The following is a 25,484-nucleotide window of genomic DNA, read 5'->3' as shown; positions in this document are numbered from 1 at the left end:
GCGCTGCACCCTTTTGGCCTGACCCTGCGACCTCAAGGACAAAATCAATCAAATGTGGGAGCTGGCTTGCCTGCGAAAGCGGTCTGTCTGTGCCTGATGCGCCAGCTGATGCACCGCAATCGCAGGCAAGCCAGCTCCCACAGTGGAGTTTTGGTGTTTTTGGGTTGCATAGGTTCTGCCTACCCAGTGGGCCGGGTTTTACGAATTGACCCTGCCCCCCCGTCCCCACGACTCTCATCCCATCGATGCAGATCAATTTCTTTTCAGCAAGGCACCGCGACGATGACATTCGACTGGCACTACATGTTTGGTTTGCTCGCCGATCCCGAGTTCTGGCGGGCAACGTGGACGGTAATCAAGCTCAGCACCCTGACCTGGGTCCTGAGTATTGCCCTGGGCTTTCTGCTGGCGCTGGCCAAACAATCCAAACATGGGCTGCTCAGCGTTCCGGCCCGAGGCTATATCTGGTTGTTCCGCAGCCTGCCGCTGCTGGTGCTGCTGATCTTTATCTACAACCTGCCCCAGGCGCTGCCCGGCACCTCGGCCGTGCTGGCCGACCCGTTCTGGTCCGGCCTGCTGGCGTTGGTGATCTGCGAGACGGCGTACGTGGCCGAAATCCACCGTGGTGGTTTGCTTTCGATTCCCAAAGGGCAGGGTGAAGCGGCGCGGGCGTTGGGCTTGAAGTTCTTTGGCACCCAATGGCGCGTGGTGATTCCCCAGGCGTTGCGCGTGGCGTTGCCGTCGCTGGCCAACGAGTACATCTCCATCGTCAAGCTCACCTCGCTGGTGTCGGTGATCTCGCTGACCGAAATTTTGATGGTCGGCCAGCGCCTGTATTCGCAGAACTTCCTGGTGATCGAAACCATGGCGGCGGTGGCGTTTTTCTACGTGTTTATCGTCACCGTGTTCGACTTCCTGCTCAAACGCCTGGAGCGCTTTCTCGACGTCAACCAGCGCAACGTGTCCCGCGTGCCGGATGCGGCGGTGCTGGCATTGGCTACCCAACAACGCACGGCGCCGGAGCGCCCGGCCAACACTGGCGTCGCCGCGCTGCAAGCCGCCCGCTTGCATAAGGCTTACAACGACATTGAAGTGCTGGGCTCGGTCAACCTGCAGGTGCAGCCGGGTGAGGTGGTGTCGGTGATCGGGCCGTCCGGGTCGGGTAAAACCACGCTGATCCGCCTGCTCAACGGCCTGGAGCAACTGGACAACGGCGAGATTCATATCAACGGCCTGCCGTTCATTCACTTGCACAAAGTCGGCGCGCAGAAACCTCAATTTATTGAGCACGCCGAGCACCGCCTGAACATCGGCATGGTGTTCCAGAGCTTCAACCTGTTCCCGCACTTGAGCGTGCTCGACAACCTGCTGATGGCGCCGAAATACCATCGCCTGGGGCGCACCGATGAACTCAAGCAACAGGCCTACGCGCTGCTGCACAAGGTCGGCATGCTCGACCACGCCTGGAAGTACCCGCACCAGCTGTCCGGCGGCCAGCAGCAACGTGTGGCCATCGCCCGCGCCTTGATGATGCGCCCACAGATCATGCTGTTCGACGAGCCCACCTCGGCGCTCGACCCCGAGAAAGTCAACGAAGTGCTGCAGGTCATCGAAGCCCTGGCCGGGGAGGGCATCACCATGGTGATCGTCACCCACGAGATGAACTTCGCCTTCAAGGTTTCCGACCGCATCGTGTTCATGGAAAAGGGCCGCGTGGTCTGCGACGACACGCCCCAGGCCCTGCGCAGCGGCCACAACCCACGCGTGGAGGCGTTCCTCAAGGACGTCTCGCTGGCGTGATCTCGTTAATGTTCAGGACTCACTAAAAATGATCGAGCAAGCTCAAATCGAAAAATTCCAGCGCGACGGCTTCCTGGTGGTGGAGGGCGTGTTGTCGCTGGACGAAGTGGCCGCGTTGCAACATGACTTCGACCAGTGGGTGGAGGAGAGCCGCAGCCACGACCAGGGCTGGGGTGCCACCGTGGATGGCCGAGCGCGCTTCGACCTGGAAGGCGATCATCGCGCCGATCACCCGTCGTTGCGCCGCGTGAGTTCGCCCACCGAGATTTCCCCGGCGTATGAGCGCGTGGCATTGCACTCGCGGATGGCGGCGATTTCCGCGCAGTTGGTGGGCGCTGGCGGCGCGCGTTTTCACCACAGCAAGATCAACTCCAAACTGCCGCACACCGCGACGCAGGTGAAGTGGCACCAGGACTTTCTGTTCACGCCGCACAGCAACGACGACATCGTCACTGCCTTGCTGATGGTCAGCGAAGTGACCCCGCAAAACGGCCCACTGAATGTGATCCCCGGCAGCCACAAAGGCCCGTTGTGGTCGCACTGGCAGAACCAGCGTTTTACTGGCTCGGTGGACGATGCCGTGGTTCAAGAACATTGCCAGCAACCGGTCGCCTGCTACGGCCCGGCCGGTTCCGTGTGCTTTATGCACACGCGCCTTCTACATGCTTCCAGCCCTAACGAGACCGAACTGCCGCGCACCCTGTTCATCAGCGTCTACGCCGCTGAAGACGCGCTGCCATTCGGCGAAAACCCGCTGCCCAGTGCACACGCCGGCCTGCTGGTGGCCGGTGAAGAAAGTGGCTTGGTGCGTTCCACCGACAACCACCTGCGCCTGCCGCAGAAACCCCGTGGCGCATCGTTCTTTGTGCAACAGGCCGGCCAAGACTCCGCGACTGCCTAACCCCCTAAAACCCTTGCAGGTAATGACCATGACAGCGTCTCAAAAAAGTCTTCGCCCTCTTGCCGTGTGCCTGTTGGGCGCCGCGGTTGCACTGACCTCGTTGGCGGCTTCGGCGTTCCAGCAGGAAGGCAAGATCATCGCCGGTTCCGACGTGACCTTCTTCCCGTACGAGTACATGGATAACAACACGCCGGCAGGCTTTGATATCGAGTTCATGGACGGCCTGGGCAAGGTCATGGGGCGCAAGGTCGAAACCCTCGACACGCGCTTTCCCAACCTGATCACCGGCCTGCAGGCCGGGCGGTTCGATGTGACCAACTCGTCGATGTACATCACGGCGGAGCGGGTCAAAGTCATCGACATGATCCCTTACCTGAAAAGCGGCGAGTCGATCCTGACCCTCAAGGACAGTGCGTTCCAACCCAAGAAACCGGAAGAGTTCTGCGGCCACAAGATCGGCTCCATGGGCGCCACGTCCTGGCTGGCGCAGATGCACAAACTGTCGGATGAGTACTGCGTGGCCAAGGGCTTGAAACCGATTGCGATCAGTGAATACAGCACCGACCCGCAAACCACCCAGGCCTTGCTGGCCCACGCCGTTGAAGCGCAGATCACCGATGCCGCCGTGGCGCGGGGTGTGGTCGACAAGCTCGGCAGCCGCGTGGTGATTTCGTCCGACACGCTGATCTACCCGGTTCTCAACGGCTTCGGCGTGAAAAAGGGCAACGACGAGGTGAAAAAAGCCCTGCTCGACGGGCTGCAAAAGTACCGCGCGACCCCGGAATACGCGGCCTTGCTCAAGAAGTACAACTTTGAAGCGCCGACCGATGCCGACATCGCCGCGTTGATGCCCAAGTAAGCCTATTGCGCGGCCGCAGCCTTGCGGTCGCGCCTTGCGGAGACAGATTCATGGCGTTATCCCTTGAAGAACAGGCGCGCATCGACCTGGCGGCAACCTTCCGCATCATTGCCCACTTGGGCATGCATGAGGCGGTGGCCAACCATTTCAGCGCGGCGGTATCGGCCGACGGCAAACAGTTTTTGCTTAACCCGAAGTGGAAGCATTTTTCGCGCATTCGCGCCAGCGACCTGTTGCTGTTGAATGCCGACGACCCGGCCTGCGCCGACCACCCGCATGTGGACGCCACCGCCTGGTCGATCCACGGGCAGATCCACCGACTGCTGCCGCAAACCCGCGCCGTGCTGCACTTGCACCCGGTCTACACCACGGCGGTGGCGTGCCTGGCCAAACCGCACATTCCGGCGATTGACCAGAACACCGCGCGCTATTTCAACCGCGTGGCCGTGGACGAGCTGTACGGCGGCATGGCTGACACCGAAGCCGAAGGCGCGCGCCTGGCCGCGCTGCTCGACGGCAAGAGCCGCCTGCTGATGGGCAACCATGGGGTGATGGTCACGGCCGCGTCCATTGGTGAGGCCTTTGACGATATCTGGACCCTGGAGCGTGCCTGCCAGATCCTGGTGACGGCGTGGTCCACCGGGCAACCGTTGCGGGTGTTGTCGGATGACGTGGCGGAGAAAACTGCACGCGGCTGGGAAGGTATCGCGGACTTTTCGCGGCAGCACTTTGAAGAAATGAAGCAGTTGATGATCGACGCCGACCCTTCGGTGCTCGACTGAGGGCTTTTTATGACGTTTTCCGTTGTCGCTCGCTGTGCCGAAACCGGCCAGTTGGGCATTGCGATCAGCTCTTCAAGCATTGCCGTTGGCGCCCGTTGCCCATGGCTGCGACCCGGCGTGGGCGCGGTGGCGTCGCAAAACATCACCTTGCCGAGTTTGGGGCCGCATATCCTGGATAGGCTAGGGCAGGGCCTGGCGCCGAGTGAGGCGCTGGAAACGGTGCTGGCCGGCCAGGATCACAGCCAGTATCGCCAGGTAACGGTGATCGATAACCAAGGCCGCACGGCGCATTTCAGTGGCACGCAGACCCTTGGCATTCATGCGGCGTTGAGTGGTGAGCAATGCGTGGCGGCGGGGAATATGCTCGCCCATCCCGGCGTGATCGAGGCCATGGTGCGGGCGTTCGAAAACGCCTCCGGGCACCTGGCCGACCGATTGCTTGCCGCGATGCAGGCGGGCCAGGCCAAAGGCGGTGAAGCCGGCCCGGTGCATTCAGCCGCCCTCGTGGTGGTCGATGACCTGCTGTGGCCCATCGTCAATTTGCGCGTGGACTGGGCCGATGACGACCCGATCGGCGCCCTCGACCAATTGTGGCAGGCCTATCGCAGCCAACTGCAGGACTACATTGATCGCGCCATCAACCCACACCAGGCACCGGGCTATGCGGTACCGGGAGATGACCGATGAGCAACAGCCGCGACCTGCTGGCGCAACTGGTGCGTTTCGACACCACCAGCCGTGAATCCAACCTGGCCTTGGTCGACTTTGTGCGCACGTATTTACAAGGCCACGGCGTGGCCTGCGAGTTGGTGTTCAATGCGCAAAAGAGCAAGGCCAACCTGCTGGCAACCCTTGGCCCGGCCGGCGTGCCGGGGATTGTGTTGTCCGGGCACACCGATGTGGTGCCGGTGGACGGTCAGCGCTGGACGGTGGCGCCGTTCGACCTGACGGAAAAAGACGGCAAGTTGTACGGGCGTGGCACGGCGGACATGAAGGGCTACATCGCCTGTGTGTTGGCCTGCGTGCCGGCACTGGTGCAGGCGCCGCTGCGCATGCCGGTGCATATCGCGCTGTCCTATGACGAAGAGGTCGGCTGCCTCGGCGTGCGCTCGCTGATCGAAAGGTTTCACGCGCAACCGGTCAAGCCGCTGCTGTGCGTGATTGGCGAGCCCACCGAGCTCAAGCCGGTGCTGGGCCACAAGGGCAAGCTGGGCATGCGCTGCCAAATCCATGGCGCGGCGTGCCATTCGGCCTATGCGCCGTCCGGCGTAAACGCCATCGAATACGCGGCGCGGTTGATCAGTGAGCTGGTGCGGCTCGGTGAAACGCTCAAGGCTGAGCAGCACCTTGATGCCCGATTTGACCCGCCATTTTCCACCGTACAAACCGGCGTGATAAGTGGCGGGAAGGCGTTGAACATCGTGCCGCAGGATTGCAGTTTTGACTTTGAAGTGCGCTCGTTGCCGACCCAGAACCCCTGGCAGGTTGCGGACCAGTTACGCGGCTACGCCGAACACACGCTGCTGCCGGCAATGCAGGCAGTGAGCGCGCAGTGTGCGATCAGCTTCAGCGAGTTATCCAGCTACCCGGGCCTGGCGACGTCGCTGCAGAGCCAGGCGGCTGAGTGGGTCGCGCAATTCTGCGGCTCGCGCGACTACGGCACTGTGGCTTTCGGGACTGAGGGCGGGCTGTTTGACCAGGCAGGGATTCCCACCGTGGTCTGCGGACCGGGGAGCATGGAGCAGGGCCACAAGCCCGACGAGTTCATCAGCCTGGAACAATTGGCGGCGTGTGACCGGATGTTGGCGCGGGTGGTTGCGTTTGTGAGCCAGTAAGCCCACCCCTATCCAATGTGGGAGCGGGCTTGCCCGCGATGCAGGCGCCCCGGTCTTGCCGTTAAACCGAGGTGATGCCATCCCAGGCAAGCCAGCTCCCCCATTTGCTCTGTGTTGTTTGATCAGGCTTTGGCCACCCCCACGCGCCACTGCGCCGGCGGCAGCAAGCCATTCACCAGGTAATTGCCCACAATCCGCGACTTGTACACGCGCGGGTTATGGTTCGCCAGCGTGCGCGCATTGCGCCACAGCCGGTCTAGCGCCTTGTTGCTGGCCGTGGCACTGGCGCCCAGCGCGTCAAACAGTGCGGTGGTGGCCGCAAGGGTCGCGTCCACTACCGGGTTGACTGCCAGGCACACTTCCAGCTCCGCCAATGCCACGTGTGGGTCATCGTCGTGCAGCACTTGCTTGTGGGCGATCACAGACTGCGCTGTCTGCTCCAGGCGCTGCGCCGCTTGCTGGGTGATGGCGTGCGCGGCGTAGGCCTGGCTGGCGACTTCGCCGATGACTTGCAGCAACTGCACGTCTTGCGCTGCGGTGTCGGCGTTGCCAGTGGTGAAGGTCCTGGCGCGCTGGCTGAGTTCTTGTGCACCGCTCAGCGCCGCACGGCGAGCAATGCCGGCGAGGGTGCTGAGGTGGTAGATCTGGTAGAACGACTGGCCGTAGCCGAAGCGTTGGTGAGTAGGGCGCAGGTCGTCCTCCACCGGGGCATTGTCGAAGATACAGGTGCCGCTGGCGGTGAGGCGTTGGCCGAAACCATTCCAGTCATCGACGATGTGCACGCCGGGGGCCTTGAGGTCGACGACGACGGAATACACCGTGCCGTCCTCACCCGTGGCGACGGTGTTGATCAGGTCGCTGTAGAGCGCGCCGGTGGTGTAGAACTTTCTGCCGCTGATGCGCAGGGTGCCGTCGGCATCGCGGTGCAGACGGGTTTCGAAGTCGCCTCGGGTCTGGTTGCCGACTTCGGTGCTGCCTGGAGAGAGCAGCGCGCCCTGGCCGAGCCGGTCCAGCCATTTGGCGCGCCAGTCGAGGTCTTTGGCACAGAGGACGTCCTCGCAAAAACCAAAATGCCCGCGCAGGGCCTGGGTGATGTTGGAGTCGGCGGCGGACAGTTCGGTGAGCAACGCAAGCAGTTCGGCAAAGGTCGCGCCCTGGCCACCGTGGCTCACGGGCAAGCGCCAGCGGGGCAGCCCCAGTTCGTTGAGTTGGCGGATAACAATCGCCAGGCTGGCGCGTGTCTGATCAGCCTCTGCGGCTTGCGCAAGGATCTACGCAAAAAGTGGGCGAAACGGTGCAGCCAGTTGTTCATAACGGGAGGAGGGCGCAGCGCCCCAAATATTCAACGCAGAAATCGACATGCAATGGACCTTGCAGAAAGTGGCTCAGGTGCTGGGGTCCAGTGGTCTGGTGCCGTCACCCTAACCCACGGTTCGCAAAGTTTTTAATACGAAAAATAGCTATCAAGCTGTGCGGCGGTTCTATCGATAGTGCGCAACAGTATTAAACCCCGTGATTTTATTGCGTTAGCTTCTACTGGCGCCGTACTTGGCGACCTTCCAATCCCTTTTCTCATCACCAGACTGCACGCCCACAGATGGTTGAGTCAGCCCTCACGTGTGTGGAGTGCGTTCATGATCAATCGTCGACACTTGCTTGCCCTGCTCGGCCTGGCCGTTCTTACGCTGCACGGGCCTTCTGTCGAGGCGGCAGCGCCCCTGACGCTCACCGTGGGCGATCAGTTTTTCTCCAACCGCATTGTTCTGGAGCTGTCAGGCGAGTTGAAGGACTTGCCCTACAAGATCGACTTCAAGCGCTTCAATACCGGCTCCCCTGTGGCCTCGGCGGTTGCCAGCGGCGCGCTGGATGTGGGGATTGTCGGTGACACGCCGGTGATCAGCCTGGCGGCCAATGGCGCGCCGGTGAAAGTGGTCGCCAGCACCCAGACCAGCCTTGACGGCGTCGGCATCGTGGCGCGCAAAGGCATCCGGTCGGTGGCCGATCTGAAAGGCAAAACCATCGCAATCTGGAACGGTTCGTGGAGCCAGCAACTGGCCTACAAAGCCCTCGACGAAGCCGGCGTGCCGCGCAACAGCGTGACTTTCAAATACCTGCTGCCGGCCGAGGCCAGTCTGGCGTTGACCCAAGGCGACATCGACGCGTTCGGCACCTGGGAACCCTACGTGTCGCTGCAGGAGAAAGAGGGCAGCAGCCTGATTCGCAACGCCAAGGGCTTGATGAGCGCGCCGACCTACATCGTTGCGTATGAGCCGGCGCTGGCGCAGAAAGGCGCAATCATCAAAGACTTTGTCGCACGCCTTACCGCGCTCGTGTGTGGAGCAACAGCCATGTCGACGAGTACGCCGAGGCCTGGTCGAAAGCCAACCAGTCTGCGCCGCAGATCGCCAAGGTGTGGTTCAAGCGTGACGCAATCAAGGTGCTGCCGATTTCGCCGACGATAGTCAGCGAGGCGCAGGCCACGGCGGATTTCCTGGTGGATGCGCAGATGCTGAAGCAGCGCTATGACGTGACGCCGCTGTTCGATCGGGCACTTTAAACGTAAAGGACATAAGCGCTAACAGTATCGACAGTCTGATTATGCGTGGGCTGAGCTAGGTTTTTTGTTCCGGATCGCGCCGGAACAAAAAATTAACTAGCATCGGCAAGGAGTAGCCAGTAGGCTACATGTGAATCTGTGACTAACTTGATCGGCAGGACGCCGGCGTTCGATACATGGCTCGACGGTATGAAGGATATCTGGGGGAAAACGGCTGTTCTGACGCGCTTGGACCGCGCCGAAGACAACAATTTTGGTGACTGCGAGCCAGTCGGCGAAGGCCTGAGTGAAATGCGTGTTTTCGTCGGGCCTGGTTACAGGATTTATTTTGTACGGACGGGGATCACCGCTTACCTGATGTTATGGGGCAGCGATAAAACCGATCAGAAGCGGGGAATCAAACGGGCAAAAGAGATACTCGATGCCCTGAGAGGTCAATGAAATGAGTGAATTGAAATTCAAACCCGAGGACATGCCGATCCTCGATCTTGATACCTCCGGCACACAGGTTTATGAGGCGTCGCGCTTTCTCGACAGCCCGCAAGTTATCAGTGCTTATCTGGCGCAAAGCATGAAGTCGCAAGACCCGCAGGTGTTCATGAAGGCGCTTGCCGAGGTTGCCAAAGCCCAGGGCGTGAACAAGGTGGCTGAGGCGGCCTTGGTCAACCGCGAGAGTTTGTATAAAACCCTGAAGGGCGGCTCGAAGACCCGCTATGAGACGATCCACAAGCTGATGCTGGCGTTAGGCGTTGAGCTGACTGTGCAGCCGATTGCGCTCAATCAGGCGACAAGCGCTAAGCCAGTGGTCGCCGGTAAACCATGATGGCTTAACGGCGCCCACATTGACCGACTTTGCGCTGAGGCTCAGCGCACCAGGCACGGCTGCTTGTTATTGAAGCGCCAGCCCGGAATCAAGAACTGCATCGCCACGCTGTCATCTCGCGCCCCAAGGCCCATGCCTTTGTACAGCTCGTGGGCCTTGGCCACTGCATCCATGTCGATCTCCACGCCCAAGCCAGGCTGGGTGGGCACTTTGACGTAGCCGCCTTCGATTTTCAGTGGCGCCTTGGTCAGGTGCTGGCCGTCCTGCCAGATCCAGTGGGTGTCGATGGCGGTGATGTCTCCCGGTGCGGCGGCGGCCACTTGGGTAAACATCGCCAGGGAAATATCGAAGTGGTTGTTGGAATGCGAACCCCAGGTCAGGCCCCATTCATTGCACATCTGCGCCACACGCACCGAGCCTTGCATCGTCCAGAAGTGCGGGTCGGCCAGCGGGATGTCAACTGATTGCAGCTGGATCGCGTGGCCCATTTCGCGCCAGTCGGTGGCGATCATGTTGGTCGCGGTTTTAAGCCCGGTGGCACGGCGGAATTCAGCCATGACTTCGCGACCCGAGTAGCCGTTTTCTGCGCCGCAGGGGTCTTCGGCGTAGGCAAGCACGTGGTGTTGGTCGCGGCACAGGCGGATGGCTTCTTTGAGTGACCACGCGCCGTTGGGGTCAAGGGTGATGCGCGCATCGGGAAAGCGTTCGGCCAGGGCGGTGACGGCTTCGATTTCTTCATCGCCACTCAGGACGCCGCCTTTGAGCTTGAAGTCGTTGAAACCGTATTTGGCCTTGGCGGCTTCGGCCAGGCGCACCACCGACTCGGCGGTCATGGCTTGCTCATGACGCAGGCGGAACCATTCATCATCGGCGTCCGCCTCGTTGCGGTAGGCCAGAGAGGTGGTCGTGCGGTCGCCGACATAAAACAGGTAGCCGAGCATTTTTACCGCATCACGTTGCTGCCCTTCACCCAGCAGCGCCGCCACCGGCACTTCCAGGAACTGGCCCAACAGGTCGAGCAGCGCTGCTTCCATGGCGGTGACGGCGTGAATGGTGATGCGCAGGTCAAAGGTCTGCAGGCCGCGGCCGGCGGCGTCGCGAGCGGCAAAGGTGCTGCGCATCTGGTTAAGGATGCGTTGGTATTGGCCAATTGGCTGGCCGACCACCAGGCTGCGCGCATCTTCAAGGGTTTCACGGATGCGCTCGCCACCGGGCACCTCGCCGACGCCCGTGTTGCCGGCGCTGTCCTTGAGAATCACGATATTGCGGGTAAAGAATGGCCCGTGGGCGCCGCTCAGATTGAGCAGCATGCTGTCGTGGCCTGCCACCGGGATGACTTGCAAATGGGTGACTACGGGAGTGTTCATGGCAATGTCCTAAATAAGCTCAAAGAGGTTTGCTGATGGCGGCGCCGGTTGGCGCAGCGCTGGCAGAGGTCAGTAAGGGCGAGGGCGACGTCTTGGCGAAAAACACCAGGATCGCGGCAAGCACTGAGGTGCCGGCCAGGCCGTAGAGGCCGCCCTGGATCGAGCCGGTGGTTTGTTCCAGAAAGCCAAACGTGGTCGGGGCCACGAAACCGCCCAGGTTGCCGATGGAGTTGATCAACGCGATCACGGCCGCGGCGATGCGCACATCCAGATAGCCTTGGGGAATCGGCCAGAACAGCGACGAGGCGGACTTGAACCCGATCGCCGCGAAGCAGATCGCCACAAAGGCAAAGATTGGCCCGCCGGTGGTGGACATGAACATGCCCGCAGCGGCAATCAACAGCGCGGCGGCCACCCAGGCTTGCTGGAACTTGAACTTGCCAGACAGCGAGGCGAAGGCGTACATGGCGATGATCGAGATCAGCCACGGGATCGAGTTGAAGAACCCGACCTGTATGTCGCTCAGGTCACCCATTTTCTTGATGATGCTCGGCAGCCAGAAGGTCGCCGCGTAGATCGTCAGTTGGATACAGAAGTACAGGGCGCAGAACAGCAGAATCTGGCGGTCCTTGAGCAGTTTGCCGATGGTCGGTTTGACCGTGGTCAGCGCTTCCCGCTCACGTTGTTCCTGGTCGATGGCGCCGACCAGTGTGTCCTGCTCTTCGCGGGTCAGCCATTTGGCGTCGTGGGGTTTGGAGTCCAGCCAGAACCACACGAAAAACCCCAGCGCCACGGACGCCAGGCCTTCGATGGCGAACATCCATTGCCAACCGTGAAAGCCGAAGCCTTCGATTTGCAACAGTGCGCCCGACAAGGGGCCGGAAATCAGCGAGGCGACCGCCGAACCGCTGAGGAAGATCGCGATGGCCTTACCGCGCTCCACGCCCGGCAACCAACGAGTGAAGTAGTAGATCACCCCAGGGAAAAACCCGGCTTCGGCCACGCCCAGCAGAAAGCGCAGGATGTAGAACTGTGTTTCGTTCTGGATGAACGCCATCAGCGTGGCAACGATGCCCCAGGTGAACATGATGCGCGTCAGCCAGATCCGCGCACCGACCTTTTGCAGCAGCATGTTTGAGGGCACTTCAAACAGTGCATAGCCAATAAAAAACAACCCGGCGCCCAGGCCATAGGCGGCCGCGCCGATGCCCAGGTCATGCTCCATGTGCGTGCGCACGAAGCCGATATTGACCCGGTCGATGTAGTTGAGGATGAACATGATCACGAACAGTGGGAGCACATGGCCCTTCACTTTGCTCACGGCGCGCGTGAGTACTGAGTCGCTGGGTGAAGCGGCAGATACATGGTTTGAATTGGTCACAATTCAAAACTCCCCTGATTTATTTTTATGCGGGTTTGTGTGTCTTGTTGATAGACATCATACAAGTGCATTTCTTTTTTTCGCAATGCGGCGTGGGGTGTATTTGTTCTTATAAGCGCAGCGTTGGAATAGGTATTTTGGTTATTTGCCCAGCTTTACTGGGTTTTTATACCGTTTCGCGTGTGTCGGGAAGGTGTAAGCGTGACCCGCTAAGCGACACTGACGCCCTTTGGGTTAAGCGCTATAAAGTTTAGTTGTCATACAAGTATGGCGTTTTTTGAATCAACTCAGCGTCGCCGCCAGGCGGGGTGTTAAGCTCCGTCCAGCCCAACCCCGTGGACCCTAGCGATGCCCATTGAAAACGGAACCCTGGTCCGTAGACGTTCCAATAACCTGGCCCAAGGCGTGGTTGATGCGCTGACCCAGCGCATCCTGCTCGGCCAGCTCAAGCCCGGTGAAAAACTGCCGTCCGAATCCACCATCGTGCTTGAGCATGGGGTAAGTCGCACGGTGGTGCGCGAAGCCATTTCCAAGTTGCAGGCCTCAGGCCTGGTAGAAACCCGCCACGGCATCGGCACCTTTGTACTGGAGCAGCATGCGCAACAGGGCTTGCGCCTGCATGTGGACACCGTCGCCAGCGTGCGCAATATGCTCGAGCTGCGCCTGGGCCTGGAGGTGCAAGCGGTGGCGCTGGCCGCTGTGCGCAGAAGTGACGAGCAACTCGTGCGCATGCGCGAAGCGCTGGATGACTACCAGGCTTCGCTGGCCAACAACGACAGTTGCGTGGAGGAGGACAAGCGCTTTCACCAACTGATCGCCGAGGCCACCGGCAATACCTTCTTCACTGAAATCATGCTGCACCTGGGCAATGCGATGATCCCGCGCACGCAGGTCAAGGGCGCCGAGCGCGGCGGCGCCGATTTTGCCAAGCTCGGTCAGTTGGCGAACCTGGAGCACGAAGCGATCTTCAATGCCATCAAGCGCCAGGACCCGGACGCCGCGCGCGCGGCCATGGTGCTGCACCTGACCAACAGCCGGGATCGGTTTTCGGGTGTGTAATGTTGTGCTGATAAGGAACAACCGTTGAACGAACACACATTGTCCATGCGCCTGGAGCGCGTGGCGGCAAACGTGCCGGCCGGTGCGCGCCTGGCCGATATCGGCTCGGACCATGGCTACCTGCCGGTAGCCTTGATGCGTCGCGGCGTGATCGCGGCGGCGGTGGCGGGGGAAGTGGCGGCCACGCCCTTTCACGCGGCCGAACGTACGGTACGCGACAACGCTTTGCAGCAGCACATCAGCGTGCGGCTGGCTGATGGTTTGGCGGCCATTGAACCGGCGGACGCAATCACCGCGATCACCCTGTGCGGCATGGGTGGCGAAACCATCCGCGACATCCTCGACAGCGGCAGGGCGCACCTGAACGGCCAGGAGCGCCTGATCCTGCAACCCAATGGCGGCGAACAACCCTTGCGCCAATGGCTGATGGATAACGGCTACCAGATCGTGCGCGAGGAGCTGTTGCAGGAGAACCGGTTTTACTACGAAATCATCGTCGCCGAACGCGCTGAGCCGCTGATCTACACCGCGCAACAGCTGTACTTCGGCCCGCTGCAAATGCAAGCGCGCAGCCCGGAGTTCCTGGGCAAGTGGCAGCGCATGTTGCGTCAGAAGCACAAGACCCTGGCCAGCTTCGAGCAGGCCCGGCAGACGGTGCCCCAGCACAAGGTGCAGGAGATTGAACAGCAGGCGCGCTGGATCACCCAACTGCTGGCTTGAACTGGCAACAGTGAACAGGGTCACACATCCCAGACCGGCGCTTTACCCGGTCTCTTGCGCCGCCCATGATGGACGGCTCGCACCCATGGAGGACGCTGCGCATGTTCGGCTCTCTGCTCGACAAACTGTTCAATCGCCCGCTGACCCAAGACGCATTCGCCGAGAAAGTCATCAAGGCGGCTCGCGAAGCGGGTTTCAGCGAGCCTCTTGAGTACGTGCCCAAAGAGTTCCGCCTCAAACATGGCGACGGTAGCTACTTCAACCTGCATAACGCGTTCAATGACTATCAGAACGCCGAAAAAGCGCACAAATCTGACGTATTGAAAGGGTATGTATCGACATTGCTCGGCTACAAAAAGCCAGCCCTGCCCACCTTTGAAGGCGTCAGGCCGCTGTTGCGGCCGGTGATTCGTAACCTGGCGATGCTCGAAGAAGTGCGCCTTTATCACGTACGCAACAAGGGCTGGGATGCGCCTTACACCGCCGTCCACCGGGCGCTGGGCACCGACTGCGTGACCCTGCTGGCGGTGGACTACCCCGAGACCACGTCCACCCTGACCGAGGGGCCTGATCCACAGTGGGGCGTGAGCCTGGACGAGGCGTTGGCGGTGGCGGTGAGCAATCTGCGTGAAGCGACCCAGGACGCGTTTGACGAAATTGTGCCCGGCCTCTACCTCGGCCGCTGGAATGACGGCTATGACACCAGCCGCGTGCTGCTGCCGGATGTCCTGCAGCGTGCGGCCATCAAGGGCCGCCCTGTGTTCATGATCCCGACCCGCGACATCCTGATGGTGACCGGTGACAAAGATGAAGAGGGCATTCGGCACATGGTCGAGGTCAGCTTCAAGGCCATGGAAAGCGGGCGTGCGGTGTCCAGCCAGGTCTACACCTATGACGATCAACGGATCGTGCCTTTCATCAGTCAGGATGAAGCGCTCAAGGCGCGCATGGCGAGCCTCGAACACATGCTGCTGCAGGGCAACTACCACGCGCAGAAAGAGCAGCTCGACACCCTGCACGATGAGCAGAAGATTGACGTGTTTGTCGCGACCTATACGTTGTTCGAGTTGAAGGACAGTCACGGCAAGACCTTCTCGATCTGTAGCTGGACAGAAACCGTCGACACCCTGCTGCCCAAGACCGACCGCGTGGCGTTGGTGCAGATCCAGCCCGATGGCACCGCCCAGACCCAGGTGGTCGAATGGGCTGAGCTTGAGGCCAAGTTGGGTGATCTGCTGGCGCCGGCGAGCTTGTACCCGGCGCGCTATCGCACGCTGGGTTTTCCGACGCCTGCGCAATTGAGTCAGCTGACGCCGCTGGTTTAACGCCGGCTTGTCACGCCTCACCCACCTGTGCAAGGATCGCCCATGACTGAATTTTCGCAAAGCAACCGCCATCACTTCCACGGACCTTGCCCAAGGTGCCGCGGTTGCTTGCGCTCACTGACTGACCAGAACCTCTGATCACTCGATGAACCACCACCCAAGGCGCCCACGGCGCCTTTTTTATTGCCTGCAGAAGGGAGATTCAACGGATGACAATGCTACGTGGTACCCGAATAGTGACTGGCAAAGAAGCCGCGACGATGCGTGAGATCGAGGCGCGTTTTCGGAGCTATCTTCATCGACGCGGGCGCTGAAGAAGCCATCGTGCCGGCCCTGTGGGGCCAGGACACGTTTATCGAAAAAGCCGGCGGCAGTGAAATCATCGGGCAGATGTGGGCCTTCGATGACAAGGCGGGACGTCAGTGTTGCCTGATCCCGGAAGCCACGGCGCTGTTCCAGGAACGCAACACGCAATTGCTTGGCACGCGCGAGGAGGCGATGTTTTTCTACGTGGCGCGGTGTTACCGGTATGAGCGGCCGCAAGCTGGGCGCTACCGGGAGTTCACTCAGTTGGGGCTGGAAATTCTCAGCCCTGAGCCCGCGCTGGCGTTGCAGCGCAGCCAAGCGCTGTGCACCGGTTTTCTCGACACGCTGGGCCTTGACTATGAGCTTAACCTGGCCGTCAAACGCGGGTTGAGTTACTACCTGCAAGGCAATGGCTTCGAGGTGCGTTGCCCCGCGTTGGGGGCTCAGCAACAAGTGGTGGGCGGCGGTGCATACCGCGAAGGCGCCGGGTTCGGCATCGGGCTTGAGCGTCTGGTGCTTGCGTTGGCGTGACGTGCAAGGACGCCTCCACCCGGAGGCGTCTCCTATCCGGCCGCTGGATATGCTCCAATAGCCGCCATCATTTGCTCACCCGGGAACACCGCCATGGCCGACACCACCGACCAAGCCTTCTACGACCGTGCAGACGCACACATCGAACTGTCGAACGAACAACTCAAAACCTGTGAAAACCTCGGCGAGGTCAGCGCCTCGATGATGTTCGGCACCACGCGCTTCAATGCCTGGGCCAGTGCACGCAACTTCAAATCCGGCGCCGAAATGGCCGAGGCGCGGGAAGCGATGCTGAAGTATTTCTGTGACCAGTACCGGATGATGCTTGAGGACAATCTGGATGATCACATCAATAATTTCAGTCAGTACATGTTGGTCAAATAGCTCGCCGGCACCGATTCCACTTGCTCTTGTGCGTTGAGTTGTCTTTTCTTCAGCAGCCGTTGGATGTCCATGGCGGTTTCAGATGTCCTTGCACGCTAGGCCGGGCAGCTCAGTGCCGAGGGCACTCCAGAGCACGCCAGCCTCTCTGGAAAGCCGGGTTACCGTTCCACTCTGCACACTGAGTGCTTTTGCCCCATTTTCGCGCATGCCACCGCGCTGTCACCTCGCCAAGCCGCCTATTTCGCGACCCGCCACCAACGGCCCGTATCTTGCTAGTACCTTCCCAATCAATGACATGGCATTTTGCTTCTAGTCATATCCAGGTTGTTTGGGGGAGTGGGTCGGCCATGCACAGTCTTTTATCACCGGGTATCCGCCTGCTTGGCCGTTTCGGTTTTGCGCGCAAGTTTCAGATTCTGTTTTTCCTGTTCATGCTGCCCCTGGCCGGTAGCCTGTGGCTGATCGGCCAGGACTATCGCGACAAATTAGCGGTGATTTCCAGCGAGCAGTCCGGCGTGCGCCAACTGCTGGCCCTGGACACCCTGGATGGCCAGTTGACCGCACAACGCAACCTGGCTGCCCGCTGGAAAGCGCTGGATATTCTGCACACCCCAACCCCCGCCGCGCAGGCCGCGATGGACAACGTCGATGCCGGCAACCCCGCCATTGTGCAAAGCTTGCAAGCCTTGGGCGATGCGCTCAAGACCCACAACGCCAGCGCCGACACCTTGGCCCGTTTTGAGGCCTTGCAGGCGACGGTCAAGGGCATGGACACCCAATCGCTGCGCACCGTGGGCTGGTGGCCGGACGGTTATGACCGCTTCACCGCCGCCCTGACTGCGATGCAAACCTTGCGCGAGCAGATCACCCTGGAATCCGGCCTGATCCTCGACCCCTGGCTGGAAACCTACTTGCTGATGCAGATTTCCACCCAGCACACGCCGGACCTGATCGAGCGTATCGGCCGCACCGCGAGCGTCGGGCAGTCCTCGATTGCCTCCGGGCAATTCACCTTGCAAAGCCGCTTGCAGATGCGCGACCTGCGCGGCCGAATCGGCGATGCACGTGACCAGTTGGTCAAGGCCGCCGCGTCGCTCAAAGCCAAGCAATACGCGGGGATGGAACCGTGGACGGCGCAATACGACACCAGCCTGCAATTGCTTGATAACGAACTCAAAGGCCTGGACGACGGCGTGTTTGGCGGCACCATCAAGCTCGACACCGCAGGCTTTGATCGCAGTGTCGACAGCATCCTCGGCGCGTTGGGCGCACTGCGCAGCCAGTCGCTGCACTCGCTGGATGAGCGTTTGAGTTATTACCGTGACCGCTCGCTCAGGGAGTTTATTCCGGTGGTGGCCACGTTCAGCCTGCTGGTCTTGGCCGCGTTGTACTTGTTCATTTGCCTGCAGGCTTCGATTCGTCGCAGTGCCAGTGGCATCACCACGCTCGCCGAGTCCCTGCGTGACGGCAACCTGTGCGTCGAAGTGGCGGTGGAAGGTCGTGATGAACTGGCGGCGATCAGCACCGCGCTCAACGTCGCCGTGGTGCAGCTGCGTACCAGCCTGCTGGGCGTCAACCACGAGACCCAGCAACTGGGCTCGGCGGTGCTCACCCTCAACGCGCAATCGGGCAGCACCCTGACCGACGTCGAAGACCAGCAACACCAGATCAGCCAGATCGCCGCCGCCGCCACGCAACTGGCGGCCACCTCGATGGGCGTCGCCAAAAGCTGCGAACAGGCTTCGGGCAGCGCCCAGCAGACCCGGCGTATCGCCGAAGACAGCAGCCGCGACAGCCAGCGCACCACGGCGAGTATCCAGCAACTCAACCAGCGCCTGACCGACACGGCCAATGCACTGGAACAAGTCAGCCAGCAGGGCCAGCAGATTCAGTCAGTGGTCGACACCATTCGCGGCATTGCCGAACAGACCAACCTGCTCGCACTGAACGCCGCCATCGAAGCGGCCCGCGCAGGCGAGCAAGGCCGCGGGTTTGCCGTGGTGGCGGACGAGGTGCGCAGCCTGTCGCAACGCACCCAGGCTTCTACGGCGCAGATCGCCGGCACGGTGGACAGCTTGCGCGCGACGGTGAGCCAGGCGGTCACGCTGATGGGCGCCGCGTGTGACCAGGCGCTGACTGACGCCGAGTCCGTCACCGGCTTGGGCACACGCCTGGGCGAGATTGCCGGCGCGGTGCAAAACGTCACCGACACCCTGGCGCAGATCGCGGCGGCGGTGGAAGAACAGGCGACGACGGCGGATGAAGTCAGCGGCAATATCCAGCAAGTCGATCAGGCCGCAGGACGCTTGCTCGACGGCGCGCGCGCGGTCAACCAGGCGGCCGACACCTTAAGCAAAGGCAGCCGCGCCCTGAGTGAAAACACCGCGCGCTTTCGCCTGGACCGATGATGCCCTCCTGTGGCGAGCGGGCTTGCCCCGCGTTGGGCCGCGAAGCGGCCCCAAAACCAGACCTGTGGCGAGCGGGCTTGCCCCGCGTTGGGCCGCGAAGCGGCCCCAAAACCAGACAACGAGGCCTATCAGAAAACCCCCATCGCTCCAATTGATCCTGCTGCGCCCCCCAACACAGTGCGCCCTGAGTAAAAGCACCACGCGCTTTCGCCTGGACCGATGATGCCCCCCTGTGGCGAGCGGGCTTGCCCCGCGTTGGGCCGCGAAGCGGCCCCAAAACCAGACAACGAGGTCTATCAGAAAACCCCATCGCTCTAATTTGATCCTGCTGCGCCTCCCAACACAGTGCACTCTGAGTAAAAGCACCACGCGTTAGATGAACCTTCAGCGCCAACAGGGCTCACTTATCAAGTCGCCCTGTTTCGTTGCCGAAAGGAATCCGCATGCCTTCGACCCCGCCATCCCTCGACCTGACCGCCCCCGTGGAACGCGAACTCAGCCTGCGCGCGGTGATTACCGGGATCGTGCTGGGCATCCTGCTCACGCCCTCGAATGTGTACGCGGGGCTCAAGATCGGCTGGTCGTTCAACATGTCGATCATCGCCTTGCTGGTCGGCTACGCCATCTGGCAGGGCCTGGCCAGACGCAGCCCCGGGCAACTGCCGTGGACACTGCACGAAAGCAACATCAACCAGACCGTTGCCTCGGCCGCCGCCTCGATTATCTCCGGCGGGCTGGTGGCGCCGATCCCGGCCTACACCTTGTTGACCGGCCACACGCTGGACGCCTTGCCGATGATCGCCTGGGTGTTCTCGGTGAGCTTTCTCGGGATCTGGATCGCCTGGTACCTGCGGCCCTCGCTGCTCAATGACAACGCGTTGAAATTCCCCGAAGGCATGGCCACTCTGGAAACCCTGCTGCACATCTACAACCACGGCCGCGAAGCCGCCACGCGCTTGAAGGTGCTGCTCGGCGCCGCGTTGCTGTCCGGGGTGGTCAAGTGGGTGGACACGTTTATGTGGGCCTTGCCGCGCTGGTCGCCCAGCGCGGCGTTGGAGCGCCTGACGTTTACCGCCGACCCTTCGCTGCTGTTGCTGGGCTTTGGCGGCATCATCGGTATTCGCGTAGGCCTGACCCTGCTGCTTGGCGCCTTGCTCGCCTGGGGCGGGCTGGGGGCGTGGCTGTTGGCGCAAGGCCTGGTCAGCCTGCCGGCAGACAGCAGCGGCCCGCAATTTGCGGCGCTGGTGGAATGGTTGTTGTGGCCCGGCGTGAGCCTGATGGTGTGTTCGACGCTGGCCTCGCTGGCGATCCGCCTGTGGGCCTTGCACACGTCCACCCAAGCCGGCGGCGGCACGTCCTGGGCGATCCCCAAGGCTGGGCCTGCCGCCGGTTTTGCACTGGCGATTGTGCTGGTGGTGAGCCTGCAGGCGCTGTTGTTCGGCATCAACCTGTGGATGGCCTTGCTGACCATTCCTCTGGCGATTTGCCTGGCCGCCGTGGCGGCGCGCGTGGTCGGCGCCACCGGCATTCCGCCGATCGGCGCCATCGGGCAATTGTCCCAGTTGAGCTTCGGCATCGTTGCGCCGGGGCAAGTGCCGATCAACTTGATGAGTGCCAACACCGCCGGCGGCTCGGCCGGGCAATGTACGGACTTGATGAACGATTTCAAGGTTGGCAAGGCGATTGGCGCCACGCCGCGCAAGCAAGTGATCGCGCAGATTCTGGGGATTTTTGTGGGCAGCATCGTCGGCGTGTTTGCCTACCTGGCGTTGATCCCCGACCCGCAAAGCATGCTGCTCACCGAAGAGTGGCCGGCGCCTGCGGTCGCCACCTGGAAAGCCGTGGCGCAAACCCTGACCCATGGCCTGGATTCATTGTCGGTGAGCATTCGTTGGGCGATTGGTCTGGCAGGCGCGGTCGGCGTGTTGCTGGGCATTCTCGACAGCACTTTGTCGGCCCGACGCGCCCGGTATCTGCCCAGCGCCGCGGCCTTGGGCCTGGCCTTCGTGCTGCCGGCTTCGGTATCGCTGATGATGGCCCTCGGCGCGGTGCTGACGTGGTTGGCGAGCTGCCGCTGGCCGAGTCTCACCGAACGTTTTGCGATTACCGCGGCGGCCGGATTGATCGCCGGGGAGAGCATCACCGGAGTCGGCGCGTCGTTGTGGGCGATGGTCGCGAATTAATCCATGGCACTCCACCGCGACAGCGTAGTCTCTTACCTGGATACCCACTCTCGTTCAGCGGAGCCCTTATGATCACTGTCCACCACCTCAACAACTCGCGTTCGCAACGCATTCTGTGGCTGCTCGAAGAACTCGGCCTGCCTTACCAGATCAAGCGCTACCAGCGCGACCCGAAAACCAACCTTGCCCCGCCCGAACTCAAGGCCATCAACCCGTTGGGCAAATCCCCGGTGATCGAAGACGGCGACCTTGTGCTGATCGAATCCGCCGCGATCATCGACTACCTGATCCGCCGTCATGGTCAGGGCCGCCTGCAGCCCGATCCGGCCACGGCCACCTACGACAAATACGTGCAATGGCTGCACTTCGCCGAAGGCTCGGCGATGCTGCCGCTGATGCTCAACCTCTACGTCGGTCGCCTGGGTGAAGCGGGCGCACCGTTGCATCCGCGCATCGAATCGGAGTTGGCCAACTACCTGGGCTACCTGAACGACGTGCTGGCGGACACGCCATACCTGGTGGGTGACGAGCTGAGCGGCGCGGATATCCAGATGAGCTTCATCGGCGAAATCGCCAAGGCCCAAGGCAAGTTGCAGGCCTACCCGAACCTGGCCGCGTGGGTGCAACGCTTCCAGGCGCGCCCGGCCTACCACAAGGCAGTGGAGCAGGGCGGCGAGTACGCCTTCGCCAAATAAAAGGCTCAGCAGGCGCGCGTAACCCTCGTGTTGAGCGGGCTCGGTGTGGCAAACGGGCCTGATGTGGCGAGCGGGCTTGCCCCGCGTTGGGCTGCGAAGCAGCCCCAAACCAGCCGCCGGAGTAACGTCTGGCACACTGCATTTTGCCTCATTGGGGCTGCTGCGCAGCCCAACGCGGGGCAAGCCCGCTCGCCACAAAAAGCCCGCGCGTCACAAAGCCTTAGCCCCTACAGACCACCGAGAGCTGTGTGCGGCTTCTCAGCTGTTCGCAAAGCGCTTCAACGAAAACGACGACAAATCCAGGTCACTCGAACCCAGGATGCACCACTGCGCAAACCCTTCACCCAGCGCCGCCGAGTGCTTGAAGCCATGCCCCGAACACGGCGACACCCCCCGAGTTTGCTGATCAGCCATGACCTGGCCGTGGTACGCGCGTTGGCGCACGACTTGATGGTGGGAGTACGCAGCAGCTGTTTGAGGCGCCACAGCATGCTTATACACGAGATTTGCTGGTGACCTCGTCATTGCGGCCACTGGAATGATCAGCGCCCACGCAGCATTGGCGGGCAACAACGATCTACTGTGGGAGCTGGCTTGCCTGCGATAGGGGCGTGTCAGCGTAAGCCTATGCCACTGATCCACCGCTATCGCAGCACAGAGTGCGCTGTTGTGGCGAGCAGGCTTGCCCTGCGTTGGGCTGCGAAGCAGCCCCAAACCCAGACGCTGGGTTCTTTCAGGAAAATGGCAGTGCCTTTACTGGGGCTGCTTCGCAGCCCAACGCAGGGCAAGCCTGCTCGCCACTGGGAGAAATTGGTTGCCTTCAAAAGTTGTGTAGATATCCAGGGCGATCGCAGGCAAGCCAGCTCCCACATTAGAGCCGCGTCAGGCCAGTCGCACCCGCCAATCACCGCCATGCTGGAGGTTGCAGGCCTCTTCAGAATCAAAGCGTACACAGCGCTCGATTTTCACCGAGGCCACCTCGGCGTCTTCCAACGCAGCAGCCGTCAGTTCGCGCATACGTTGGTCCGCCCCGTTTGCCAGGGCCAGATCCTTGTTGGCCCGCGTATCGAACACCCAAATCACCCGCAGGCTTTGCGGGAACGCAGCGTAATCAACCGTGTGAGTCAGCCACTCGAAGCCCGGGATTTCAGCTTTGGCGGTTTCGCAGGCTTCGGTCAGCGTGGCGACCAGGCGGCGTTCGAGGCGGGCGGTGTCGCGTTTGGTTGGTGGCATCAAAGGTCCTGAGATTCAATAAAAGTCATCACATCATCCGGCCCGTATTCACGGGTTAGCCAGTGGTTCCCATCGGTTCGAAGTGAAACGCCTTAGACCTGAATGTCACACCACGCCTCAACGGCGTGCAGCCGCAAGGTCAGACCCGATGCGAAGCACACAACCACGTGATGGTCGGCGGGGAAGGTGTCGCAGAGGTAGAACGTTTCTGTCTGGGCGTCGGCTGCCACAATGCCGATGGCGTGAAGCACCGTGTCATCCTCAATCGGGCTGTCATGGCGCCCTTCGGCCGAAAAATAACTCACGCCATGGAAGGTGACGGTGATCTCCCTTGGCTCTTCGGGCGGCACCCAGTCCTCGGTCCGTCGTGTAAACCTGAGCGACAGCGTGCGCTCAGACAGCGCGTAATGGATGTCGCTGGCGACATAGAAATTGTGCAGGTCACAGGCGCGTCCTTCGACCTCAACCTCTATATGCCCGAGTACAAAACCGTGAAATTTCATCGCGCTTGCCTATCGCTGCTGAAAGGCCACCTTCAGCCCCAGCCCCATAAACAGCGTGCCGATGATTTTGCCTTCCCAGCGACGCAGCTTTGCCAGCCCCTTGATCCCGCGACTCAACGGGCGAATCGAGATCGCCAGCAAGCTCGTGTAAATCGCGCTCAGCACCGAAAAAATCAAACCCAGCACCGCAAATTGCACCAGCGACGAGCCGGATTCGGGATGAACAAATTGCGGCAAAAAGGCCAGAAAAAAGATCGCAGTTTTCGGGTTCAACACCTCGGCCCCGATCGCCTGGAAAAACGCCTGGCGCGGCGTCACCGCCGGCAACTCAAGGCGAGCGTGCGTGCTGGTTTTGGCCATGAAAGCCCGCACGCCCAGGTAGATCAGATACGCCGCACCGGCCCACTTCACCGCGTTGAACGCCGCCGCCGAGGTCATCAAAATCGCTGACAGGCCCAGTGCCGCGCACAGTGTGTGAATCAAGTCGCCGCAAGCCACCCCCAGCCCGGTGGCGATGCCCACCTTGCGCCCGCCTTGAATCGTACGCGTGAGCACCAACAGCACCGAAGGGCCGGGGATCAGGAAAAGACCGATCACCACGGCGACGTAGGTGACGAGGGAGGCGAGTTCAAACATGGCGGCGATCTCTGAGTCAGGCACGGCCTACAGTAATCCTCATGTAAAGGGGTAATGCAACGCCGCTCAAGCAAACGCCGCCAGCATAAAGGCTTGCAAGCCTTTTTCTTCCAGAATCTCGATGGAGAAATGCCCAAAGCGCTTGGGCAACCAAATGATGCGCGTGCCGGATGGCGACTGCAGATCCTCCAGGGCCAATGGCCGGCCGTTCTCATCCTCCGGTTGCACGCCCTTGGCGACCAACTCGGCATACGCCACCTCGATGTCCGGCGTGGTGTAGCAGTGCCGGTAAATCATCCCTTCGCCGTGTGCGTCCAACAGCTCGCGCAAGTTACCCGCCAGCGGCTGCACCAGCATAAAACGCTCCTGGCCCATCAGCACAACCGCATACCGCACATGAAAGCCGCCGCGATTCCAGACTTGAGTGGTGGAGATGTTGGCGTTGAAAATGTTGGCGTAGTACGCGCACGCCTGTTCGAGGTCCTCGACCAATACATCGACGTGGCTGAATGTCAGCTCCATTGCATGCCCTCTGGCGGATGTGGGTTCAGGCGACACTAGCCGATTTACAACTGTTTACGTATTCAAAGAAACCTTCGATATAGGCTTTGAACAGCCCCGACCCACTGTTCGCTGAGCCAGCCGCCGTGAAACTGCCTGCTATCGCTGTCGCGTTTTTTGCACTCGCCACCTTGCAATCGCCATGGGCGCAAGGCGCGACGCCCATCACCCATGTCGCCATCTACCGTGGCCCGGCGGGGTGTGACGACTGTTCCGAGAACATCAAAAACGCCCTGCTGCGGCTCAGCCCGAACTACCAGATCGACTTTGTCGGCGCGGACGAAGCCATCGACATCACCCCGCAAAACCTCGCGCGCTACGACCTCTATGTTCAGCCGGGCGGCGGACAGGATATTCCCGCCGCGCTCGACAGCTTCGGTGATGCACGCGTGGATGCCATTCGTGAATACGTGGCCAAGGGTGGGCGCTACCTGGGGTTATGCATGGGCGCTTATCTGGCGGACAACAGCAACTTTGGGTTGATACCCCAGGACTTGGACTCCGAAGCCGGGCGGCCAGGGTTTGAAGTGGCGGGCATTGAGGATGCGGCGGTGCGGGTGGTGTGGGATGGCAAGCTGGACAGTGTGTTCTATCAGGACGGGCCGTACTTTCCCAAGGTTGATGGGCACGCGCCG

The 25,484-nt window shown here is 61.3% G+C and carries 25 protein-coding genes and 1 pseudogene; 18 read left to right on the top strand and 8 right to left on the bottom strand.

Annotation, left to right across the window (positions count from 1 at the left end):
- The first annotated feature begins 282 nt into the window (after positions 1-282).
- From FPT15_RS03745 to argE, 6 genes are read left to right on the top strand one after another with little or no spacing between them, the layout of a single operon-like run.
- A complete protein-coding gene (locus FPT15_RS03745; RefSeq protein ID WP_145158625.1) occupies positions 283-1,800 on the top strand; it encodes an amino acid ABC transporter permease/ATP-binding protein in 1,518 nt (505 codons plus the stop codon).
- A gap of 28 nt (positions 1,801-1,828) precedes the next feature.
- A complete protein-coding gene (locus FPT15_RS03740) occupies positions 1,829-2,701 on the top strand; it encodes a phytanoyl-CoA dioxygenase family protein (RefSeq protein ID WP_145158623.1) in 873 nt (290 codons plus the stop codon).
- 28 nt (positions 2,702-2,729) lie between these two features.
- Positions 2,730-3,560, top strand: a complete 831-nt coding sequence (locus FPT15_RS03735; protein ID WP_145158621.1) for an ABC transporter substrate-binding protein — start codon at positions 2,730-2,732, stop codon at positions 3,558-3,560.
- Between the two features lie 50 nt (positions 3,561-3,610).
- Entirely contained in the window at positions 3,611-4,342 is a 732-nt protein-coding gene (locus FPT15_RS03730; protein ID WP_145158619.1) for a class II aldolase and adducin N-terminal domain-containing protein, read from the top strand.
- 9 nt (positions 4,343-4,351) lie between these two features.
- Entirely contained in the window at positions 4,352-5,029 is a 678-nt protein-coding gene (locus tag FPT15_RS03725; RefSeq protein ID WP_145158617.1) for a DUF1028 domain-containing protein, read from the top strand.
- Positions 5,026-6,177 (top strand): acetylornithine deacetylase, encoded by a 1,152-nt coding sequence (gene argE / locus FPT15_RS03720; RefSeq protein ID WP_145158615.1) that lies wholly within the window; start codon positions 5,026-5,028, stop codon positions 6,175-6,177. Before FPT15_RS03725 ends, argE begins: the two co-directional genes overlap by 4 nt.
- Before the next feature lie 122 nt (positions 6,178-6,299).
- On the opposite strand, the pseudogene FPT15_RS03715 reads toward argE, so the two are convergent.
- A pseudogene (locus FPT15_RS03715) lies at positions 6,300-7,538 on the bottom strand (acyl-CoA dehydrogenase family protein).
- Positions 7,539-7,811: 273 nt separating this feature from the next.
- Here FPT15_RS03715 and FPT15_RS03710 point away from each other — a divergent pair.
- From FPT15_RS03710 to FPT15_RS03700, 3 genes are all read left to right on the top strand, one after another.
- Entirely contained in the window at positions 7,812-8,639 is an 828-nt protein-coding gene (locus FPT15_RS03710; RefSeq protein ID WP_256676337.1) for an ABC transporter substrate-binding protein, read from the top strand.
- A gap of 233 nt (positions 8,640-8,872) precedes the next feature.
- Entirely contained in the window at positions 8,873-9,175 is a 303-nt protein-coding gene (locus tag FPT15_RS03705; RefSeq protein ID WP_145158613.1) for a type II toxin-antitoxin system RelE/ParE family toxin, read from the top strand.
- A gap of 1 nt (position 9,176) precedes the next feature.
- The gene (locus tag FPT15_RS03700; RefSeq protein WP_145158611.1) at positions 9,177-9,557 is read left to right on the top strand and encodes an addiction module antidote protein; all 381 of its coding nucleotides are present in this window, start codon (positions 9,177-9,179) and stop codon (positions 9,555-9,557) included.
- Between the two features lie 41 nt (positions 9,558-9,598).
- On the opposite strand, the gene gudD is transcribed toward FPT15_RS03700, so the two are convergent.
- Positions 9,599-10,924, bottom strand: coding sequence for a glucarate dehydratase (gene gudD / locus FPT15_RS03695; RefSeq protein WP_145158609.1), 1,326 nt, complete (start codon positions 10,922-10,924; stop codon positions 9,599-9,601).
- Between the two features lie 19 nt (positions 10,925-10,943).
- Positions 10,944-12,305, bottom strand: a complete 1,362-nt coding sequence (locus tag FPT15_RS03690; RefSeq protein WP_145158607.1) for an MFS transporter — start codon at positions 12,303-12,305, stop codon at positions 10,944-10,946.
- Positions 12,306-12,653: 348 nt separating this feature from the next.
- On the opposite strand from FPT15_RS03690, the gene FPT15_RS03685 reads away from it, so the two are divergent.
- From FPT15_RS03685 to FPT15_RS03650, 8 genes are all read left to right on the top strand, one after another.
- Complete coding sequence (locus tag FPT15_RS03685; RefSeq protein WP_145158605.1) at positions 12,654-13,364, top strand: FadR/GntR family transcriptional regulator; 711 nt, start codon at positions 12,654-12,656, stop codon at positions 13,362-13,364.
- Positions 13,365-13,388: 24 nt separating this feature from the next.
- The gene (locus FPT15_RS03680; protein ID WP_145158603.1) at positions 13,389-14,084 is read left to right on the top strand and encodes a tRNA (adenine(22)-N(1))-methyltransferase TrmK; all 696 of its coding nucleotides are present in this window, start codon (positions 13,389-13,391) and stop codon (positions 14,082-14,084) included.
- Positions 14,085-14,185: 101 nt separating this feature from the next.
- Positions 14,186-15,409: a DUF1444 family protein gene (locus FPT15_RS03675; RefSeq protein ID WP_145158601.1), complete on the top strand. Its 1,224-nt coding sequence runs from the start codon at positions 14,186-14,188 to the stop codon at positions 15,407-15,409.
- Positions 15,410-15,673: 264 nt separating this feature from the next.
- Positions 15,674-16,246, top strand: coding sequence for an ATP phosphoribosyltransferase regulatory subunit (locus tag FPT15_RS03670; protein ID WP_145158599.1), 573 nt, complete (start codon positions 15,674-15,676; stop codon positions 16,244-16,246).
- Between the two features lie 93 nt (positions 16,247-16,339).
- Positions 16,340-16,630, top strand: coding sequence for a DUF3144 domain-containing protein (locus FPT15_RS03665; protein ID WP_119742530.1), 291 nt, complete (start codon positions 16,340-16,342; stop codon positions 16,628-16,630).
- A gap of 290 nt (positions 16,631-16,920) precedes the next feature.
- Positions 16,921-19,038 carry a methyl-accepting chemotaxis protein gene (locus tag FPT15_RS03660; RefSeq protein WP_372241433.1) on the top strand — a complete coding sequence of 706 codons (2,118 nt, stop codon included), beginning with the start codon at positions 16,921-16,923 and terminating at the stop codon, positions 19,036-19,038.
- Between the two features lie 443 nt (positions 19,039-19,481).
- Complete coding sequence (locus FPT15_RS03655; RefSeq protein WP_145158595.1) at positions 19,482-21,221, top strand: OPT family oligopeptide transporter; 1,740 nt, start codon at positions 19,482-19,484, stop codon at positions 21,219-21,221.
- Positions 21,222-21,289: 68 nt separating this feature from the next.
- Positions 21,290-21,916, top strand: a complete 627-nt coding sequence (locus tag FPT15_RS03650; RefSeq protein ID WP_145158593.1) for a glutathione S-transferase family protein — start codon at positions 21,290-21,292, stop codon at positions 21,914-21,916.
- Between the two features lie 258 nt (positions 21,917-22,174).
- Here FPT15_RS03650 and FPT15_RS03645 read toward each other — a convergent pair whose 3' ends face one another.
- The 5 genes from FPT15_RS03645 to FPT15_RS03625 form a co-directional block, all read right to left on the bottom strand.
- Positions 22,175-22,330: a hypothetical protein gene (locus tag FPT15_RS03645; RefSeq protein ID WP_372241442.1), complete on the bottom strand. Its 156-nt coding sequence runs from the start codon at positions 22,328-22,330 to the stop codon at positions 22,175-22,177.
- A gap of 468 nt (positions 22,331-22,798) precedes the next feature.
- A complete protein-coding gene (locus FPT15_RS03640) occupies positions 22,799-23,149 on the bottom strand; it encodes a hypothetical protein (RefSeq protein WP_145158591.1) in 351 nt (116 codons plus the stop codon).
- A 92-nt stretch (positions 23,150-23,241) separates the two neighbouring features.
- Positions 23,242-23,652, bottom strand: coding sequence for a hypothetical protein (locus FPT15_RS03635; RefSeq protein ID WP_145158589.1), 411 nt, complete (start codon positions 23,650-23,652; stop codon positions 23,242-23,244).
- A 9-nt stretch (positions 23,653-23,661) separates the two neighbouring features.
- Positions 23,662-24,288 carry a LysE family translocator gene (locus FPT15_RS03630; RefSeq protein WP_145159565.1) on the bottom strand — a complete coding sequence of 209 codons (627 nt, stop codon included), beginning with the start codon at positions 24,286-24,288 and terminating at the stop codon, positions 23,662-23,664.
- 66 nt (positions 24,289-24,354) lie between these two features.
- On the bottom strand, positions 24,355-24,810 hold the full coding sequence (locus FPT15_RS03625; protein ID WP_145158587.1) for a VOC family protein: 456 nt from the start codon (positions 24,808-24,810) through the stop codon (positions 24,355-24,357).
- Between the two features lie 125 nt (positions 24,811-24,935).
- Between FPT15_RS03625 and FPT15_RS03620 the strand changes: the two genes are divergently transcribed.
- The coding region (locus tag FPT15_RS03620; protein ID WP_145158585.1) for a BPL-N domain-containing protein at positions 24,936-25,484 on the top strand (549 nt) is incomplete at its 3' end.

The sequence above is a fragment of the Pseudomonas sp. RGB genome, from assembly GCF_007713445.1.
In the GTDB taxonomy this organism is placed as follows: domain Bacteria; phylum Pseudomonadota; class Gammaproteobacteria; order Pseudomonadales; family Pseudomonadaceae; genus Aquipseudomonas.
This window is presented reverse-complemented; position numbering and strand designations above follow the sequence as displayed.

Excerpts from the sequence above, each read along its gene's own strand:
- FPT15_RS03730 (WP_145158619.1), top strand. The coding sequence starts at position 3,611 with ATGGCGTTATCCCTTGAAGAACAGGCGCGCATCGACCTGGCGGCAACC.
- FPT15_RS03630 (WP_145159565.1), bottom strand. The coding sequence starts at position 24,288 with ATGTTTGAACTCGCCTCCCTCGTCACCTACGTCGCCGTGGTGATCGGT.
- FPT15_RS03660 (WP_372241433.1), top strand. The coding sequence starts at position 16,921 with ATGACATGGCATTTTGCTTCTAGTCATATCCAGGTTGTTTGGGGGAGT.
- FPT15_RS03650 (WP_145158593.1), top strand. The coding sequence starts at position 21,290 with ATGATCACTGTCCACCACCTCAACAACTCGCGTTCGCAACGCATTCTG.
- FPT15_RS03640 (WP_145158591.1), bottom strand. The coding sequence starts at position 23,149 with ATGCCACCAACCAAACGCGACACCGCCCGCCTCGAACGCCGCCTGGTC.
- gudD (WP_145158609.1), bottom strand. The coding sequence starts at position 10,924 with ATGAACACTCCCGTAGTCACCCATTTGCAAGTCATCCCGGTGGCAGGC.
- FPT15_RS03745 (WP_145158625.1), top strand. The coding sequence starts at position 283 with ATGACATTCGACTGGCACTACATGTTTGGTTTGCTCGCCGATCCCGAG.
- argE (WP_145158615.1), top strand. The coding sequence starts at position 5,026 with ATGAGCAACAGCCGCGACCTGCTGGCGCAACTGGTGCGTTTCGACACC.
- FPT15_RS03645 (WP_372241442.1), bottom strand. The coding sequence starts at position 22,330 with ATGGCTGATCAGCAAACTCGGGGGGTGTCGCCGTGTTCGGGGCATGGC.
- FPT15_RS03725 (WP_145158617.1), top strand. The coding sequence starts at position 4,352 with ATGACGTTTTCCGTTGTCGCTCGCTGTGCCGAAACCGGCCAGTTGGGC.
- FPT15_RS03740 (WP_145158623.1), top strand. The coding sequence starts at position 1,829 with ATGATCGAGCAAGCTCAAATCGAAAAATTCCAGCGCGACGGCTTCCTG.
- FPT15_RS03710 (WP_256676337.1), top strand. The coding sequence starts at position 7,812 with ATGATCAATCGTCGACACTTGCTTGCCCTGCTCGGCCTGGCCGTTCTT.
- FPT15_RS03635 (WP_145158589.1), bottom strand. The coding sequence starts at position 23,652 with ATGAAATTTCACGGTTTTGTACTCGGGCATATAGAGGTTGAGGTCGAA.
- FPT15_RS03655 (WP_145158595.1), top strand. The coding sequence starts at position 19,482 with ATGCCTTCGACCCCGCCATCCCTCGACCTGACCGCCCCCGTGGAACGC.
- FPT15_RS03735 (WP_145158621.1), top strand. The coding sequence starts at position 2,730 with ATGACAGCGTCTCAAAAAAGTCTTCGCCCTCTTGCCGTGTGCCTGTTG.
- FPT15_RS03625 (WP_145158587.1), bottom strand. The coding sequence starts at position 24,810 with ATGGAGCTGACATTCAGCCACGTCGATGTATTGGTCGAGGACCTCGAA.
- FPT15_RS03685 (WP_145158605.1), top strand. The coding sequence starts at position 12,654 with ATGCCCATTGAAAACGGAACCCTGGTCCGTAGACGTTCCAATAACCTG.
- FPT15_RS03665 (WP_119742530.1), top strand. The coding sequence starts at position 16,340 with ATGGCCGACACCACCGACCAAGCCTTCTACGACCGTGCAGACGCACAC.
- FPT15_RS03675 (WP_145158601.1), top strand. The coding sequence starts at position 14,186 with ATGTTCGGCTCTCTGCTCGACAAACTGTTCAATCGCCCGCTGACCCAA.
- FPT15_RS03700 (WP_145158611.1), top strand. The coding sequence starts at position 9,177 with ATGAGTGAATTGAAATTCAAACCCGAGGACATGCCGATCCTCGATCTT.